General features: G+C 49.2%; 13 protein-coding genes. 10 read left to right on the top strand and 3 right to left on the bottom strand.

Annotation, left to right across the window (positions count from 1 at the left end; genetic code table 11):
- Positions 1–48: 48 nt before the first annotated feature.
- Together SY83_RS19515 and SY83_RS19510 are read right to left on the bottom strand one after the other, a co-directional pair.
- Positions 49–1,083, bottom strand: a complete 1,035-nt coding sequence (locus tag SY83_RS19515; RefSeq protein WP_068609578.1) for an anthranilate phosphoribosyltransferase — start codon at positions 1,081–1,083, stop codon at positions 49–51.
- Positions 1,080–1,733 (bottom strand): ANTAR domain-containing response regulator, encoded by a 654-nt coding sequence (locus SY83_RS19510; protein ID WP_068609575.1) that lies wholly within the window; start codon positions 1,731–1,733, stop codon positions 1,080–1,082. The genes SY83_RS19515 and SY83_RS19510 overlap by 4 nt, the downstream gene beginning before the upstream one ends.
- 406 nt (positions 1,734–2,139) lie before the next feature.
- On the opposite strand from SY83_RS19510, the gene SY83_RS19505 reads away from it, so the two are divergent.
- The 6 genes from SY83_RS19505 (at position 2,140) to SY83_RS19480 (ending at position 11,352) form a co-directional block, all read left to right on the top strand.
- Positions 2,140–3,378 carry a nitrate/nitrite transporter gene (locus SY83_RS19505; protein ID WP_068609573.1) on the top strand — a complete coding sequence of 413 codons (1,239 nt, stop codon included), beginning with the start codon at positions 2,140–2,142 and terminating at the stop codon, positions 3,376–3,378.
- Positions 3,379–3,423: 45 nt separating this feature from the next.
- Complete coding sequence (nirB, locus tag SY83_RS19500; protein WP_068609571.1) at positions 3,424–5,853, top strand: nitrite reductase large subunit NirB; 2,430 nt, start codon at positions 3,424–3,426, stop codon at positions 5,851–5,853.
- 28 nt (positions 5,854–5,881) lie between these two features.
- Positions 5,882–6,253, top strand: coding sequence for a nitrite reductase small subunit NirD (gene nirD, locus SY83_RS19495; protein ID WP_082882790.1), 372 nt, complete (start codon positions 5,882–5,884; stop codon positions 6,251–6,253).
- Entirely contained in the window at positions 6,254–8,368 is a 2,115-nt protein-coding gene (locus SY83_RS19490) for a molybdopterin oxidoreductase family protein (protein ID WP_068609569.1), read from the top strand.
- Between the two features lie 166 nt (positions 8,369–8,534).
- Positions 8,535–9,821, top strand: a complete 1,287-nt coding sequence (locus SY83_RS19485) for a molybdopterin molybdotransferase MoeA (RefSeq protein ID WP_082882634.1) — start codon at positions 8,535–8,537, stop codon at positions 9,819–9,821.
- Between the two features lie 46 nt (positions 9,822–9,867).
- On the top strand, positions 9,868–11,352 hold the full coding sequence (locus tag SY83_RS19480; RefSeq protein WP_082882633.1) for a spore germination protein: 1,485 nt from the start codon (positions 9,868–9,870) through the stop codon (positions 11,350–11,352).
- A gap of 83 nt (positions 11,353–11,435) precedes the next feature.
- On the opposite strand, the gene SY83_RS22885 is transcribed toward SY83_RS19480, so the two are convergent.
- Complete coding sequence (locus SY83_RS22885; protein ID WP_082882632.1) at positions 11,436–11,597, bottom strand: DUF1328 domain-containing protein; 162 nt, start codon at positions 11,595–11,597, stop codon at positions 11,436–11,438.
- 200 nt (positions 11,598–11,797) lie between these two features.
- Here SY83_RS22885 and SY83_RS19475 point away from each other — a divergent pair, with 200 nt between their 5' ends.
- The 4 genes from SY83_RS19475 (at position 11,798) to SY83_RS19460 (ending at position 17,967) form a co-directional block, all read left to right on the top strand.
- Positions 11,798–12,271: a DUF948 domain-containing protein gene (locus SY83_RS19475; protein WP_068609567.1), complete on the top strand. Its 474-nt coding sequence runs from the start codon at positions 11,798–11,800 to the stop codon at positions 12,269–12,271.
- Positions 12,272–12,303: 32 nt separating this feature from the next.
- The gene (locus SY83_RS19470) at positions 12,304–12,867 is read left to right on the top strand and encodes a hypothetical protein (RefSeq protein ID WP_068609566.1); all 564 of its coding nucleotides are present in this window, start codon (positions 12,304–12,306) and stop codon (positions 12,865–12,867) included.
- Between the two features lie 279 nt (positions 12,868–13,146).
- Positions 13,147–14,277 (top strand): PP2C family protein-serine/threonine phosphatase, encoded by a 1,131-nt coding sequence (locus SY83_RS19465; protein ID WP_068609564.1) that lies wholly within the window; start codon positions 13,147–13,149, stop codon positions 14,275–14,277.
- Positions 14,278–14,337: 60 nt separating this feature from the next.
- Complete coding sequence (locus SY83_RS19460; protein WP_068609562.1) at positions 14,338–17,967, top strand: response regulator; 3,630 nt, start codon at positions 14,338–14,340, stop codon at positions 17,965–17,967.
- Positions 17,968–18,005: the final 38 nt, after the last annotated feature.

Below are 18,005 nucleotides of genomic sequence, written 5' to 3'. Positions count from 1 at the left end.
TGTACCTAGACAGTTTAACACAAACTTTACATTTCTAAAAATAAATCTCTATGAATATTTCATGACTCCATGCTGCCAAGCTTCAAACTGTCTTAAAGCATCTCCGCTTTCAAGCGCGCCCTTGGCAATGTATACGCCTTGTTCAATGGATTCGGCTTTCTCAGCAATCCATAAGCGAACGGCGCTGTTCAATAGAACCATGTTTACGTAGGCCAGTTCCGCGTTCCCATGAAGGACACTCATGCAAGTTGCGGCTTGCTGTTGTGCGTCCCAGTAGCCTTCGGGCACCTCCGGTAATTCTGTCTGCAGCTCATACACTTCGGGATCAATAACGAATAACTCGCAATGGCCGTCGTTTACAGTGTAGGTTCTAGTGCGCTTATCAACCGTTAAATCCTCGGAGCCTTCCATTCCTTGGACAATCAATCCACGCTTAACACCGAGGTCTCCAACGAGTTTCGCCATTTTCTCGAATACCGTTCCGTGAAATACACCCGTAACCATGTAATCCGCTTCGGAATATCGCAACAGCTTCTCGGCGGAATTGAAAACGGTACGAAGCCCCAGTTGTTCCCTGTAAGGTCTCATTTGGGCCAATGCCGGGCACCAGCGTTCAGCCGGTACGAAGAGAAGGGATGTCTGTTCCGCCGCGGCAGTCAAAGCCTCCGAGGGCAGTTCACCTGCGGGTACCCCTAATGCGGAGAAAACATCGCTTAGGGTAATGCCCCACTTTGGCGGCAAGGACTTGCTTCCGTGAAGCGTTACAGGTAAGCCGCAGGCCGACAGCACAAAGGCGGTCGGGATCGTGGCAATGAAAGTGCGTGTCCGGCCGTCATATGGACCGGAACAATCCAGTCCCCCTGGCATCGGGTATCGTTGACTTTGTTCTTTGCAGGTATGAACAAACGCCTGAATCTCTTCAATGGATTCCATCTTAATGCGTTCCGCAACGAGAAAGGCGCCGATCTGCACGGGAGTGGCCTCGCCGCTCAGAATCAGACGGGCTGCTTTCCTCGCTTCTTCATAGGTTAGGTCCCGGGCGCCGCGCTTTCCGCGTCCAACTTCCTTAAGCAGAGTAATCATCGTGTTCGTCCTCCTTTGTTCTGATCCTGAAGTAATTGATAAACTTTAACAATGGAGGTGGATACGTCAACAATCCTCTTCCGTTCATTCATGGCCTGTTTACGTAAAAAGTCATAAGCGTCAGCCTCGGTAATTCCCTTGATCTCGCATAAGATCCGTTTGGCTTGCTCCACCCATTTGCGCTCTTCCAGCCGGGAGAGCAGCTGCTCGCGCTCCATGTGCCAGTCTCTTCGTTGAATATGCCTATTAAAGGAAAGAAGCATGGTGCAATGAATTTCGGATGCGTTCATGCCCGGACTGAGCATTCCGTCAATCTCCATATCTAACGTACAGTTACTGCCTGGAAAGGTAAATTCATCACACCACCATATGAGCGGGAGCGGCTTGATTGCGGTCAAACGGCTGCGCCAAGAAGCGATCTCTTCGGGAAGCACGGCCAAGATTACCGCATCTGCCAGATGCACATTCCCTTCAGCGGGGGAATCGTGTTTATGCGGATGCAATCGAAATCCAAGATGCTTTAACTTCGGTTCGGGAAGCATATGCCTTCCTGAAACGTCGGCGGAAGTTGGAGGGACCGTCTGGGTATTGGTTACGGCTTTCTTACGTTCTGCTGAGAAATCATCAATGAGGATAAACGTTTGCAGCATCTTCATACCCCCATAAACTTTATTGCGAGAAAATTATACATGTCAGGTTTGATATCACAAAATATAGCATATGGCCATTTCTTTGTCGACAATTTCCATTAAATAAATTATTTGAATTTTTCACGTTAAGTTTGTTGACATCTGAAATGCATCGACATATAATTACCTTATCACACTGACGTGAACGGCACAGCGAAGTGCCACGGATTACATTTTTTAGGCAACGGCGCCTATCCTTAATGACGAGGATAGGCTATTTCTGTATTCATATCCTTCTGCGGTCACAATGAAGTAATCGCAGAAGAACGGCAATGAAGCCGCTAACCGCAAGTGGGAGCCACATCTCCTCTTCGGTTTGGCGGCTTTTGTTATTAATCAGAGAGATATGAAAAGGAGCGCGATGGGGATGGAGAAGAAAAGCTTTTTGCAAAGCGGGCATAAGGGGTCTTTATTCAGTGCATTTCTGTATTTTGACATTAGTTTCATGGTATGGGTATTACTTGGACCGCTGGCTGTCATTATTGCGCAAGAATACGGCTTGGACGCCGCCCAGAAAGCAAATTTGGTTGCCCTGCCGATCTTGGGGGGATCTATCTTAAGGCTGGTTTTGGGATATTTAACGGATTATATCGGGCCTAAGCGGACAGGACAGTTAGGATTGGGGCTTACCGTAATCCCGCTGGTCATCGGATGGCAATTCGCGGACAGTTTATCGAATGTATACATGGTGGCTTTAATGTTAGGTGTTGCCGGAGCAAGCTTTGCGGCCGCCTTGCCGTTAGCAAGTCGCTGGTATCCGCCGGAACATCAAGGTTTAGCGATGGGAATTGCCGGGGCAGGGAACAGCGGAACGATTATCACGACCTTGTTCGCTAATCGGATTGCACAGCACTACGGGGATTGGCACATTGTATTCGGCATTGCGCTGATACCGATTGTTATTACATTCATTGTGTTCTCCCTGTTGGCTAAAGACAGTCCGAATCAGCCGGCTCCGAAGAAATTAAGGGATTACGGCAACGTTTTGAAACAAAAAGATTCGTGGTTGTTCTGCCTGCTGTATGCCGTCACCTTCGGGGGATTTGTGGGCATGTCCAATTACCTAACCATATTCTTTAACACGCAATACAATCTGGATCCGATCAGAGCTGCCGACTTTACAACATTATGTGTGTTGGCGGGTTCCTTCTTCCGTCCGGTAGGCGGGTATCTGGCAGATCGTCTCGGAGGCATTCGGATGCTGATGGTGCTGTACGGTGTAATCTCGCTCATGTTACTGGGTGTCTCCACATTGCCAAGCATAGGGATTACAACGACCTTGTTGTTCATCGGTATGATGGGTCTCGGAATGGGGAACGGATCGGTATTCCAGCTTGTTCCTCAACGATTCCAACAAGAAATCGGCATTGTAACAGGTATTGTGGGAGCGGCAGGGGGACTAGGCGGGTTTTTCCTTCCGAAAATTCTCGGTAATCTGAAGCTTTCCACAGGATCGTTCACGCCGGGCTTTCTCATATTGAGCGGGATTGCGTTGTTGTGTATCTTCGTCATTTTGATTGTGCAAAAGGAATGGAAACGCACTTGGATCGGCGAAGGCGGTAAAGTATCTGCGCTTCGGGTGGAAGAGCCGCAAATCCAAGCTTAGCTTCAATAATCATGCTTAGTTAATTAACCTGAGGAGGAATAACACATGGGTGAATCCAGAGAAAAGTTAGTGTTAATCGGTAACGGAATGGCGGGCATGAATACGATTGAACATATTATTAAGTTGGCTCCGCATAAGTACGATATCACGGTATTTGGCAGTGAGCCTCATCCAAACTACAATCGGATTTTACTTTCCTATGTATTGGCTGGGGACTCGAAGGTAGAGGATATCGTGATTCATCCGATGGAGTGGTATGAAGCAAACGGTATTCATTTATATAGTAACGAAACGGTAACATCCGTAGACACTGCAGGTCAAAACGTCACTACAGACAGCGGTCTTACGGTCGCGTACGATAAGCTGATTGTTGCCACGGGCTCAAATCCGTTCATGTTACCTTTACCGGGCGCCGATAAAGAAGGAGTCATGGCTTACAGAACGATTCGGGATTGCGAGATTATGATTGAAGCTTCCCAGCAGTACAAGAAAGCCGTCGTGATCGGCGGCGGTCTGCTGGGGCTGGAGGCGGCCCGTGGCTTCCTGAATCTCGGCATGCAGGTGGATGTTGTGCATATCGTGGATACGATTATGGAGCGGCAGCTGGACCGGACTGCCTCCAAGATGCTTCAAGAAGCTCTTGAAGCACAGGGAATGAACTTCCTGCTGGAAAAACAAACGGAATCGATTATCGGCGATGAGCGTGTCCAAGGCCTTAAATTTAAAGACGGAACGGTTGCGGAAGCGGATTTAATCGTCATGGCGGTCGGCATTCGGCCGAATGTAGCTTTAGCCCGAGAATCAGGGCTTGAGGTGGCTAACGGGATCGTGGTTGACGACTACTTGCAAACAAGCGTGCCCAACGTTTATGCGGTCGGGGAATGCGCGCAGCATCGCGGCGCGGTATACGGACTCGTGGCTCCGCTGTATGAGCAAGGGGCTGTGTTAGCCAAACGGTTGGCCGGTGCGGAAACCGTACCTTATGAAGGCTCAGTCGTGTACACGAAGTTGAAAGTTTCCGGCGTAGACGTATTCTCCGGCGGACAATTCATGGACGCTGAAGATACGAAGGCGATCCGTGTGCACGATGAGTTCTCCGGTATATACAAGAAGGTAGTGGTCAAGGACAACAAAATTGTAGGCGCGGTATTGTTCGGGGATACAGCCGACGGCACCCGATTGATGCAGATGATTCGCAACGGTGATGACATCTCCGGCTTAGAAAAAACAGCGATTCTGAGAGATAACAGCGGCTCAGGCAACGGAGGGGGTTCCGGAGTAGCCGAGATGGCCGATGACGCGATCATCTGCGGTTGTAACGGCGTCAGCAAAGGGACGATCTGTTCAGCGATTAAGGATCAAGGGCTCACATCGGTGGAAGAAGTGAAGAACTGCACCACGGCTTCCCGCTCTTGCGGAGGTTGTAAGCCTCTGGTCAGCGAGCTGTTAAGTTATACGTTGGGCGATGCTTATGAGAAAACGTCAGGCAAAGAGACGATTTGCGGTTGTACGGACCATTCCCGCGAAGAAATTTTGGCGGCCATGAAAGAGAAAGGTCTCAGCCACGTCAAGGAAGTCATGAGTGTGCTGGCCTGGAAGAACGAAGGCGGATGTTCCAAGTGCAGACCTGCCCTTAATTATTATTTGGCCATGCTAAACCCTACTACGTATGCGGATGATCCGACATCCCGGTTTGTAAATGAGAGAATGCATGCGAATATCCAGAAGGACGGCACCTATTCCGTTATTCCCCGCATTTACGGCGGTGTAACTTCTCCTGCGGAGCTTAAACGAATCGCCGAAGTCGCTGAGAAGTTTGAAGTGCCTACCGTGAAATTTACCGGAGGACAACGGATCGACTTACTGGGTGTGAAGAAAGAACATCTGACCCAGATGTGGGAAGACCTGGATATGCCATCCGGTTATGCTTATGGGAAGGCCTTGCGGACAGTGAAAACTTGCGTGGGTGATACCTACTGCCGGTTCGGAACTGCGGATGCCATGGGCATGGGAATCCAGTTGGAGAAACGATTCGAGCGGTTGAACACGCCGGCCAAAGTGAAAATGGCTGTATCCGGCTGTCCGCGGAACTGCGCGGAGTCCGGCATTAAGGATCTGGGCGTTGTGGCGATCGACGGCGGTTGGGAGCTCTATGCGGGAGGAAACGGCGGGGTCAAAGTACGTGCCGGCGACTTGATGATGGTGGTGAAGACCGAATCGGAGGTTATCGAATACACAGAAGCTTACTTGCAGTATTACCGTGAAACGGGCATATATGGAGAGCGTACATCCGAATGGGTGAAACGTTTAGGCATAGATACTATTAAAGAAGTAATCAGCGATCCGGAACAACGGGCCGGATTGTGCGCACGGATGAATGAGACCCTTTCCGTTACTAAAGATCCATGGAAAGAAGCGGTCAACAACGCAACCATTCGTAAAGATTTGTATGAAGTCGTAGAGATTAAATCATAAAGAGATTCGGGAGGAGAGGGGAATGAACATGAACAACACAACTTTACATTCGGCAGGTACAGAGGGGCAATTGGCATGGTATGCGGCTGTAGCTTATGAGGACCTGGCTTTCAATACGGGGAAGACGATTCGATGCGATGCGACAGAAGTGGCTTTGTTCAAACTTTCCAGTGGGACGATCCGAGCGATTCAGAATCGTTGCCCCCATAAAGACGGCGTGCTTGCCGAGGGGATCGTTGCCGGGGAACACGTATTTTGCCCGATGCATGACCGTAAAATCGATTTAATGTCTGGGCTGGTTCAGGCCCCGGATACAGGCTGTGTGACGACATACCCGGTTCGTATTGAAGATGGACAGATTTACATCGGTCTTCCTGCAGCTAAAGAAATGGCGTCTTAAATGATGACAACAGCGGTGGAAACCCGAACCTCCCACTGCTGCTTCTGCAGTATGCAGTGCGGAATGGACGTCGTGCCGGATGACAGCGAAGCAGGAATTACGATTAAACCGAGCAAGACCTTTCCGGTGGCAACCGGTCGATTATGCCAGAAAGGATTATATTCACTGGGTCATGTGGTGCATCCGGATCGACTCCAAACGCCTTTGGGCAGACGCGCCCGTTCGGATGCATGGCAACCGGCTTCCTGGGAGGAATCACTATCGCGCATAGCGGGGGATATTCGCCGCATTCAGGCTGAACACGGGAAAGATGCCGTCTCGGTGTACGGCGGAGGCTCTCTTACGAATGAAGTGTGCTACTTGCTCGGTAAATTCGCCCGGGTAGCGCTCGGGACCAAATACATTGACTATAACGGCCGCTATTGCATGTCCTCGGCTGCGGCGGCCTCCAATAAGGCTTTCGGCATTGACCGGGGGATGACCATGCCTTTATCCGAAATTCCCCATGCCAAATATATTATTCTTGCCGGCACGAACATTGCGGAGTGCCAGCCGACGATGATGCCTTATCTGATGGAAGCGAAGAAGAAGGGCGCCGTCATCGTCACCATTGATCCGAGGACGACGATGACCTCGAAAGCCGCGGATATACACGTCGGGCTACAGCCCGGTTTCGACAGCGTCTTCGTCAACGGGCTGCTCCACGTAATCGTGAATGAACGGCTGTATGACGGGGCGTTCGTTCACGAAAGAACGCACGGCTTTAACGAAGTGGCCGAAGCCGTGAAGGAATTCACGCCCGCGCGGGTGCGCGAGTTGACCGGGGTGCTGGAGGAAGTCACGCGCGGAATCGCGCGGGGCTTCGCGAAAGCGGACACCGGGATCGTGCTGACGGCGCGCGGGCTGGAGCAGCAGGTCAACGGCGTGGAGAACACGTTGAACTACATTAACCTGGCCCTGCTGACCGGCAAGATCGGTCGCAAGGGCTGCGGTTACGGCGCCGTCACGGGACAGGCGAACGGGCAAGGCGGGCGCGAGCACGGGCAGAAAGCCGATCAATTGCCGGGCTACCGGCTGATTGAGAACCCGGCTGACCGCGAGCATGTTGCCGCCGTCTGGGGCATCGATCCCGCCGAACTGCCCGGCAAGGGCGTATCGGCTTATGAGATGCTGGTGAAGGCGGCGGAGGGCGAGATCAAGGCGATGATCGTGCTGGGCTCGAACCCGCTCGTGTCTTCCCCCAACAACGCGGTCGTGCGCCGCGCGTTGGAGCGTCTCGAACTGCTCGTCGTTGTCGACTTGTTCGAGACGGAAACCGCCCGCTACGCGGATTGGCTGCTGCCCGGCACCTCGTTTCTCGAGGCGGAGGGCACGCTGACCAATCTCGAAGGCCGCGTGTTCCACCGCGGCCAGGCGCTTGCGCCGCCGTGGCAGTGCCGCGAGGACTATCGCTTAATCAGCGATTTGTCCGAGGCGCTAGGCCGCGGCCGGTATTTCCGCTATGACGGCCCGGAGGCCGTCTTCGAGGAAATGTGCCGCGCCACCGCGGGCGGCAAAGCCGATTACAGCGGCCTGAGCTATGGCCGCCTGAAGGCGGAACAGGGCGTGTTCTGGCCCTGTCCCGCCCCCGAGCATGCGGGCACGCCGCAGCTGTTTCTGGATCGGTTCGCGCACGCGGACGGACGGGCCGTGATGCATGGCATCACGCCGAAGCGTCCGGCGGAACCGATCGACAGCGAGTACCCGTTGATTCTGACAACGGGCAGGCTCGCGAACCATTACTTGAGCGGCGTCCAGACGCGCCGCACAGCGGAGCTGGTGAAGAAGGCCCCCGCGCCGGTGGCCGAGATTCATCCTGCCGTGGCGCAGCGCATCGGACTGACGCTCGGGGATAAGATCCGGATCACCTCAAGGCGAGGCTCGCTGGAATTTGCGGTGAAAATCACAGAGGGCATCCAAAGACGAACGGTATTCGTACCTTTTCACTGGGGAGATCAGCTCGCCATTAACCAAATTACGAATGATGCGCTGGACCCGACCAGCCGGATGCCGGAGTTCAAGCTTTGCGCGGTTCGGATCGAACGGGTAGAACGCGTGGAGCGCTCGGACGCCTAAATCACTTAGGTCGTCTAGGCCGCCTAGATCACCTAGATCACCTAGATCACTTAGGTCGCCTAAATCGCCTAAATCCTAGATCGCGCAGAATGCGTAGAAATTATGTATATCGTTGGCGATGAGTTCATACCGCTGGTAAGCCGGTCCATTTCAAGGGGGAATAGAAATGTCTGTTTCGATTCAATCACTAATGAACCATACAACATTGGAATCTAAGACAGCGGAAGAAGCGCAGCAGATCATCATGCAAGCAGTGTCACGTGCCGAGGTACAGCTTGTAAAGCGCGAAATGGCACGGGGGTCGATCGTTGCGAAGACCGAATATGCGCCAAGCGCATTGCCTCGTTTCGACCGTTCGATGATGGACGGCTTCGCCATTCGTTATGAGGATGCCGCGGGAGCTTCCGCGCATTCCCCGATCGCGTTACAAGTCATCGAGCACATCCCCGCCGGTCATGACCCTCGCAAAGTCCTTGCGGCTGGCGAGGCTGCAAGGATAATGACGGGCGGTAAGCTTCCTGAGGGAGCTGACGCGGTTTGCAGGTTTGAACATACGGTTGAAGCATTGACCGGCGTAGCTACAACTATACATGTTACCCGACCTGTTACGTTTGGTGAGAATATTTCTTGGGAAGGCGAAGATGTGTCGCTTGGGGCGCCCATTCTGTGTAAAGGTAAACGGATCGGAGCCGCGGAGATTGCCGTCCTCTCGGCACTTGGCGTTGCGGCCGTTTCTGTATATCGCAAACCGGTCATCGGCATTCTGGCAACCGGTTCGGAATTGGTCCATGCCGATACGTTGCCTGAAGGAGCCCAAATCAGGGACTCCAATACGCCCATGCTGGTTTCGCTGGTAGAAGAAGCGGGTGCGGTGCCGCGAGTCTATAGCGCGGAACAGGATGATTTAGCCGCGATTGCCAACGTTATACGACAAGCCTCAATGGAAACCGATGCGATCATCACAACAGGCGGCGTATCTGTCGGTGATTTCGACCTCATGCCCGCCGTATATGAAGTCTTGCAGGCGGAGCAGAGAATCACCAAGGTTCGGATGAGGCCGGGCGCGCCCTTTAGGTTCTCTATATATGAAGAAACGCCTTTGTTCGGACTTTCCGGAAACGTAGCAGCGGGGTTTGTTAATTTTCAACTCTTTGTAGCCCCGGCGATCCGTTATATGGCAGGACACGAGCGGTATGCGAATCAGGTGACCGTAGCTACGGTTTCGGAAGGATTTGTAAGGAGAACCGCGCCTGCGGACCGGTATCTCAGAGGTACCGTTATTATGAAGGATGGACGCTTACACATACATATTCCGGCAGCGCAGTCCTCCGGTATGATCGGGAGTTTTATCGGAGCCAACGCTTTACTTCGGTTGCCTGCTCATTCTTGTTTAGAGACCGGTGACACGGCCGAAGTTGTCATTTACGGTCCGGTTGAATACCTGCCCCTATAATAGGAAAAACTGGTGATATCTAAGAACCGGTTAGGGGAGACATCAGATGGACGCAGCATCGGACATTACTGGCGCCAGAGATTTAAAGGAGCTTACTACGGATTTCAACACGAATGTGGAATATTTAAAGGAATCGCTAGGGGTCAAAAAAAGCTTTGACGTTATCCATCGCGAGCTCGAATTTGCGGGCGTTCGGATGGGTTTGTTTTTTGTGGACGGTTTTGTGAAGGACGACGTGCTGAACGTCATATTCATTCATTTGGCCAAGCTGGAATTTAAAGATCTAAATCCGTCGGCCGTCAGCAAATTGCTGCACACGCATATCGCCTATGTTGAAACGGAAACGGTCAAGGATACAGAAAAGATCATTGCCGCTGTGCTGGCAGGACCGCCTGTATTATTAATAGAAGGTTCAGACACGGCGATTATGATTGATGCCCGAACTTATCCCGCAAGAAATCCGGATGAACCTGATATTGAGCGGGTGGTCCGCGGGTCGCGGGATGGATTCACAGAGACGCTGATCTTTAACACGGCTTTAACCCGGAGAAGACTTCGGGACCGTTCCCTTCGGATGGAATATTTGCAAATCGGAAGACGTTCCAAAACAGATATCGCTTTAGCGTATTTGGAAGATGTCGCAGACGAACAACTGGTGGATACGATTCGAAGCAAACTGCAGGCGGTTGAGGTTGAAGGTTTGGCGATGGCGGACAAGACGATTGAAGAGTTTCTGTTCAAAAGGCATTGGAATCCGTTCCCGATGGTTCGCTACACGGAAAGACCGGATGTGGCCGCTATCCATCTGATGGAAGGGCATGTGCTCATCTATACGGATACTTCCCCGAGTGTCATGATTACGCCAACTACTTTGTTTCATCACGTGCAGCATGCGGAGGAGTATCGTCAGAAACCTATCGTTGGGGCTTATTTAAGATGGGTACGTTTCGCTGCCATGTTAGCCTCGGTTTTTGTATTGCCGCTATGGCTGCTCATAGCGGTGAATCCTGCCAACGTACCGGACGATCTGCGGTTCTTGTTGCCTAAAGGGGAGCACGAGGTCCCGTTTCTGTTACAAGCGCTGCTTACAGAGATCGGAATCGATGCTTTAAGGATGGCTGCGATCCATACACCGAATGCGCTAGCGACGGCATTAGGCCTTATAGCGGCGTTGATGATCGGAGAAATCGCTGTGGATGTAGGGTTGTTAACGAAGAATATTATTTTGTTTCTCTCGATATCCGCTCTGGGCACATTTGCTACACCCAGCTATGAATTCGGAATGGCGACAAGGATTGTTCGTTTATCGTTGCTCGTCCTCACCGGTTTTTTTCATGGAATCGGTTTAATCGCGGGCACCTTGTTCTGGTTCTTGCTGCTTGCTTTTACCAAGTCTCTGAATACGCCTTATTTATGGCCTTTGCTGCCCTTTAACGGGAAAGCATTATTGGATATTATCGTGCGTTCCCCGGTGCCTGCGAAACATAAACGTCCCTCCGTCCTTCAACCCAAAGACGGCAGCCGAACCTAGAATTTAACTTTAATCACAAAAGAAGGCAAGCCGATCAGATCGGCTTGCCTTCTTTGGGTTTATTTTGCACCAGTAAATGATATCTAGGCTCGGCTTCTGCCTGTAAACAAAGATACGATGAACAGTACGATGAATACAAAGAACAGAACCTTGGCAATACCTGCGGCTGCACTGACAATACCCATAAATCCGAATACGGCTGCGATTAAAGCAATGATTAGAAATATAAAACTCCATTTCAACATGATGTTGTTCCTCCTTCGTAATTTTATGCTGCGATAGTCAGTTCTTAACCCTATCTGAACGGGGTGAAACAAGAGGTTCTATTTGCCCGTGGAGCAGCCGGATTCGCCCGTCCTGCTTTGTTTCAAAGAAGAAGCCGTGGGGTATTTTCCATACATAACCGATCCTCACAGAAGGATTGAAATCAAGGAGGAACCTCAATATGTTAACTCAAGTCAGTGTCGCCGTGATCGCCGTGGCTTTCGCCATCTTAGTCGTATTTCTTATTAAAACCCTTAAGAAAGTAATGGAATCGTTAGAACAAACGAACCGAACGCTTACCGAGGTACAGCATACGGTTAATGATTTGACGGTGGAAGCGAAACAATTAATGCACACGGTAAATCAAATTACGGTTGACGTTAAAGGAAAGATCAACTCGGTTGAACCTTTCTTTGAGACTGCTCAAGACGTAGGCGAGGTTTTGCACGGTGTGACGAATTCTGTTAAGCAAGTTACGGCTGCCGTATTAGGTGAAACCGGATCGGGACAACGTGTTCCTACTACGGGTTATCCCGTAGCTTCTTCCTCTAATCCTAATATTTTGAACCGCGTGTCTTCCATTGCCAGCTATGTTTCTTTGGGAAGCCGGATCATTAACCGCTGGCAAAATAACAAGGTGAAGTCAACGATGTAAATAGAGTTTTTTGATTGAAAGGGGTGGCAGCAATGAAGAATGTACTCAAAGGGGTCTTGCTTCTCGCATTAACAGCAGCGTCAACTGCAATTCCATCGTTCGCGGAAGAATCGGTGGCTCATACCCGCACAGTCAGCGTTTCAGAAGCTTCCAACTATACGGCAGAGGTTGCAGCTATACAATCCGTTGGGACTTACGCAACTACGGACTCAGCTTCTGAACTTCCGCTTACGGTGAATGGTATCCTATTGGGTCAGTCCAAAAGCGCTGTTGTTAAATATAAAGGAGCGCCATCAGCTGTTTCAAAGGATTCATGGCTCGGAACGGTGGAATATAAATTTCGCGACGGAGCTGTCGGATTCTATGAAGGAACTGTGGAGTACATTTCGATACCTGCCACCAAACGTTTCATGTCTGTGAATGGAAGACAAGTTGGAATCAGTAAAGCCGGTTTGAATGGTTACTTCGGAAAGCCAGATTATGTAGCGGAAGACGGATATGTATATGAACGTGCGAGCGATGTAATTAAGGCCTTTACTCATCCGAAAACAGGTGCTGTGATAGGTGTGGATTATTTCTCTAAATCAGCAATCTAAAAATATATGCTTATGTTGATTCAAAAGGGATTTCGTGTGTTTATATCGTTATAATCGGTTTAATTAATATACCAATAAGGATGAAAGAGCCCAAATCTCTCATCCTTATTGGTATATTTGAGTGTGTAATCCCGTTGGTACATGTTGTATATATTGGTTTCTGTATTGCTGTGAATGACATAGACTTTACAGATAGGATGGTCTAGTATAGAGGTTGGTGTATTCTCAGAACATCTCGATGAAGCACCGTGGGATCAATTAAAGAAGGAGCCTTGATCTATGAGCATAATGATTGTTGACGACAATCCCACCAATTTAATAATTATTAAAGAAATTCTGAAGAAGGCCGGCTACCGCGATCTGATAACCGCTCCGTCCGCACAGGTCATGTTTGAGCTGCTGGAGCAGGAAGAAGTCAAGGGAACTTCGCCTTTTCATTTAATATTGCTGGACATCATGATGCCGGATATGGATGGGATTGAAGCGTGCCGCAGACTTCAATTGTTGCCGGCGTTGAAAGATATTCCTGTTATTATGGTTACGGCGTTAGGAGACTCCAATAAGCTGGCAGAAGCATTAGATGCGGGCGCGATCGACTATGTAACCAAACCGATAAACCGTGTCGAGCTGCTGGCCCGAATACGTGTTGCTTTGCGCCTGAAGCATGAGAAGGATTGGCACAAAGAACGTGATGATCATATGCGCAACGAATTACAGCTAGCCAAGCAAGTACAGACAGGTGTATTGACACCTACTTTGCTTGAGGATCACATTCATATTCAAGCGATTTATCAGCCGTCCGCCGTACTTGCGGGGGATCTGTATGCTTGGTATCCTATTGATGAACATCGGCGTGGCATCATTCTGTTGGATGTGATGGGCCACGGTATTTCATCCTCCTTGGTCAGCATGTTTGTGGCTTCTTTGCTCAGAGACATTATTACCACGATGATTACGCCTCAGAAGGTTATTCAGGAATTGAACAGACGCATGAATCAGCTTTATGTGCCGGGTTCATTTGTACAATATTATTTTACGGCCATTTATCTGGTGGTCGATACCAAGAACAGAACGATTCAATACGCTAATGCAGGACATCCCGCAGGTTTAATGCTCGAGGAACAAGGTCGTTCCAGACCGTTGGACAAAGGCGCTTGCGCCATCGGATTTTTCGATTCAATTGAGGTGCATACCCAAACCGTGGAGTATAACGAGGAGTGCCGTATCGTCCTGTATACAGACGGACTATCCGACCACCTGGTTCAAGAAGATGAAGAGTTGTTTCCTGCCATGGTTTCGAAGCTTGCTCCCTATCAGAAATCGGATCTTAACACCATACATCAACATTTCTTCGAAGGACAAGAAATTCAGGATGATATGTGTATCGTGATTATTGATATTAAGCCGTAGATCCTCTGAAACGATGGATTTAATCTGCAGACATGATTTTGAAAGAAAGGGGATGGTAAAGTGAAGATCAGAGCCAAATTACTGCTGGGCTTTAGCGCCATGATGTTGATTATGCTTGTATTGACAACTTTGGCTTATAACCAAATGTCTACGATGAATGAAAAGCTGGAAATGATTTATAATGAACGTTATCAGAATTATAAGAACGCGCAGAACATGCGCGGGCAAGTAAATAAGGTGGCCAGATACGTCGCTAATGCTATGATTCCGGGCCAAACCAATTCAGCTGCGAACATGATGAGGCTGGAAGAAAGCGTCGCAGTGAATAAAGAATTAGCCGTTAAGTTGCGCGAAACATCAACGATTGATGAACAAGAACAACAGCTAACGTACACGGGAGCGAGTTTGGCTCAGCAATTTAACACGTATGCGGATGAAGTTATCCGGCTGACCAAGGCAGGGAAGGTAGAAGAAGCCATAGCCCTTCGTACAGCTACCGGTCTCGGCCTTCAAGAGAGGTTTCTGGAACTGGCGGAGCAGTTAATGTCCTATGAAGAGAATAAGATGGACTCGGCTTATTCCGATTCATCGTCAACGTTCCGTCAATCGATCCAGTGGTTATCATCCCTTACTTTATTAGGATTGCTGATCGGCATGGCTATTGTGTTGTGGACTACGATTTCAATTACACGCGGTATTAACGTTGTGAATTTATTGATGAGCGGATTTTCTAAAGGTAAGTTAAAGGCATTGAGCCGAGTTAAAGTTACATCGAAGGATGAGCTTGGCGAAGTGGCGACTGTGTTTAAGAAACTGGCTGTGGATTTGGAAGAACGCAATGTCTCCGAACGCAAAATATTGGAGGAGAAGGAAGCTCAGACCTGGATCAAAACGCATGTAGCCCGCCTTACGGAAGTTTATGGCGAAATTACGGATCTGTCTAAGCTGGCACAGACTTTTTCAAGTGAATTTACGCCTGTGTTGGGGGCCTCCTTCGGGGCGGTGTATATCGTCGATGAACATAATGAAGACTTGTTGCGTTTACACGGAACATACGGCTTTAACCAAGCGAACGGACGCCAAAGCCTTATGGCAGGGGATGGCTTGGCTGGTCAGGCGTTACGTGACAACCGTCAAATTCTGCTGAAGGGTATCACTTCGGAGCATATCAGAGTTACTTCCGCTTTGAGCGAAGCCTTACCTGCGAGCGTGGTTGTGCAACCTGTGCGATTTGAAGATAAGGTGCTCGGAGTTATTGAAATGGGCAAAATGTCGGAGTTTACATCCTTGGAATTAGATTTGTTATCTCAGTTAGCCGACAGCACCGGATTTATAATGAATCGAATTATCGGCCGCATGAAAGTCGAAGACCTGCTTCGTGAATCCCAGACGATGACAGAGGAGCTGCAAGCACAATCTGAAGAATTAATGGCGCAGCAGGAAGAACTAAGGGTTTCCAATGAGAAGCTGGAGCAGCATACCCATGCTTTAATGAAATCCGAGGATCTGTTACAGCGCCAACAAGCGGATTTGGAGCACAGTAACGAAGAGTTGGTCATGAAAACCCAGCTGCTTCAAGAACAAATCAAGCAAACCGACACGAAGCATCACGAAGTGGAACTTCAACGCCAATCGCTTGAGAAGCAAGCCTTAGAATTAGCCCTGGCTTCCAAATACAAGACCGAATTCTTGGCCAATATGTCGCATGAATTAAGAACACCACTAAATTCATTGCTTATTTTATCCCAATTGTTAGCGGATAATAAAGAAGGTAATTTAAACGATAAACAACTGGAATATGCACAGACGATTCATGGTTCAGGAAGCGATTTACTGAAACTTATCGATGAAATTCTCGATCTGTCCAAAGTAGAAACAGGCAAGATGGATGTGTATGCGGAACCTCTGCAAATTCAAAGTCTGGTTTCCTATGTGGAACGCAATTTCGGCCCTGTCGCTTCCGATAAGAAAATAGATTTTCAGGTCAAAGTTGACGCCATGCTGCCGCCTACTTTATATACGGACACGCAGCGCCTGAAACAAATTCTGAAAAACTTGCTTTCCAATGCTTTTAAATTTACTAATTTAGGTTATGTGTCCCTCTCCATGGAGGCAACCGGTGATCAGTCGGTACGAATGATTGTTAGGGATTCCGGAATCGGCATTCCTCAGGAGAAGCAGGAACTTATTTTCGAGGCATTTAGACAAGCCGACGGTACAACCTCCCGTAAATACGGTGGAACGGGTTTAGGCTTATCCATAAGCAGAGAGCTTGCCAAACTGTTGCACGGCAACCTAGAAGTAGAAAGTATCGAAGGTCAGGGAAGCACCTTCATATTAACCATTCCGCTGCAACTTAACTCGAGCGCCATGCAAGAGGCGGCGGCAAGTGTGGAACAACCGATTGTTACAGTGCCGTTATATCACGAAGTTATAGCTACGATCGAATCGGGCAAAGGATTAAGTGAGGCTCCTATGCCAAGTTTGGAGGATGACCGAGCGGATCTGAATTCGGAAGACCGGGTAATCCTGATTGTAGAGGATGATGTCAATTTCGCGAAAATACTAATGGATATGGCCCGCAACCGGGGCTTTAAGGTGATTACCGCGCAACAAGGGGATCAAGGATTATCCTTGGCTAAGATGTATACTCCTGATGCGATTTTACTCGATATTCAATTACCTGTTATGGACGGCTGGTCCATTCTGCATCATCTGAAAAATGCTGCCGAAACAAGGCATATTCCTGTACACGTCATCTCGGTGGCCGATGAGATACATCAGGGTCTGACTATGGGGGCAATGGCTTTCTTGAAGAAGCCTTCCGAGCGCGATCGTCTGGAGCAAGTGTTTTCAGAGATTGAAGGTTTCATTGAACGAAACCTTCGGAAGCTCTTAATTGTTGAGAGTGATATAAAGCAATGTAAGGAACTGGTTGACTTGATTGGGCATGACGACATTATGATTACTGAAGTGCATACGGGTGAAGAAGCGATAGAGATCCTGAGGAATCAACAGTTTGATTGTATGGTTCTGGATATGGAATTAACGGATATTTCCGGATTTGAGTTACTCGACCTGATTCGTGCCAGCGATGAGTTGAAAGGAATGCCCATTATCATTCACGTAAGTAAAGAGATGGATAAGTACACGGAAGTGAAATTAAAGCGATACGCTGAAGCCATTATCATTAAGGATGTCCGCACACCTGAGCGTCTGTTGGATGAAACTATGCTGTTCCTGCATCGGATTGAAGCGGATTTACCACTGGAGAAACGGGAGATGCTTCGCCGCTACCAGAACAAGGAAGCGATCTTTGACGGTAAACGCATTTTGTTGGTGGATGATGATATACGCAATGTATTCGCAATCTCCAGTGTACTTGAAGCATACGGAATGCAAGTCAGCTTTGCCGAGAACGGCAGAGAGGCTCTGGAGCAATTGAACACCAAAGCGAACTATGACCTGGTGCTGATGGATATTATGATGCCCGAAATGGACGGATATGAAGCGATGCAGAACATCCGGGAGATGCCTAAATATTCCAAATTGCCCATCATTGCGCTTACAGCTAAAGCCATGAAGGATGACCGTCAGAAGTGTATTGAAGCCGGAGCTTCCGACTATGTGATTAAACCGATTCAACCCGATCAATTGCTATCATTAATGAGAGTTTGGCTTTATAAATAATTTATACTAGAAGATCTGGACAAAAAGGAAGTTATAGC

Source organism: Paenibacillus swuensis (assembly GCF_001644605.1).
Lineage (GTDB): Bacteria > Bacillota > Bacilli > Paenibacillales > DY6 > Paenibacillus_N > Paenibacillus_N swuensis.
This window is presented reverse-complemented; position numbering and strand designations above follow the sequence as displayed.

Bases quoted from the DNA above. Each gene is read 5' to 3' on its own strand.
- SY83_RS19515 (WP_068609578.1), bottom strand. From the start codon at position 1,083: ATGATTACTCTGCTTAAGGAAGTTGGACGCGGAAAGCGCGGCGCCCGG.
- SY83_RS19510 (WP_068609575.1), bottom strand. From the start codon at position 1,733: ATGCTGCAAACGTTTATCCTCATTGATGATTTCTCAGCAGAACGTAAG.
- SY83_RS19505 (WP_068609573.1), top strand. From the start codon at position 2,140: ATGGAGAAGAAAAGCTTTTTGCAAAGCGGGCATAAGGGGTCTTTATTC.
- nirB (WP_068609571.1), top strand. From the start codon at position 3,424: ATGGGTGAATCCAGAGAAAAGTTAGTGTTAATCGGTAACGGAATGGCG.
- nirD (WP_082882790.1), top strand. From the start codon at position 5,882: ATGAACAACACAACTTTACATTCGGCAGGTACAGAGGGGCAATTGGCA.
- SY83_RS19490 (WP_068609569.1), top strand. From the start codon at position 6,254: ATGATGACAACAGCGGTGGAAACCCGAACCTCCCACTGCTGCTTCTGC.
- SY83_RS19485 (WP_082882634.1), top strand. From the start codon at position 8,535: ATGTCTGTTTCGATTCAATCACTAATGAACCATACAACATTGGAATCT.
- SY83_RS19480 (WP_082882633.1), top strand. From the start codon at position 9,868: ATGGACGCAGCATCGGACATTACTGGCGCCAGAGATTTAAAGGAGCTT.
- SY83_RS22885 (WP_082882632.1), bottom strand. From the start codon at position 11,597: ATGTTGAAATGGAGTTTTATATTTCTAATCATTGCTTTAATCGCAGCC.
- SY83_RS19475 (WP_068609567.1), top strand. From the start codon at position 11,798: ATGTTAACTCAAGTCAGTGTCGCCGTGATCGCCGTGGCTTTCGCCATC.
- SY83_RS19470 (WP_068609566.1), top strand. From the start codon at position 12,304: ATGAAGAATGTACTCAAAGGGGTCTTGCTTCTCGCATTAACAGCAGCG.
- SY83_RS19465 (WP_068609564.1), top strand. From the start codon at position 13,147: ATGAGCATAATGATTGTTGACGACAATCCCACCAATTTAATAATTATT.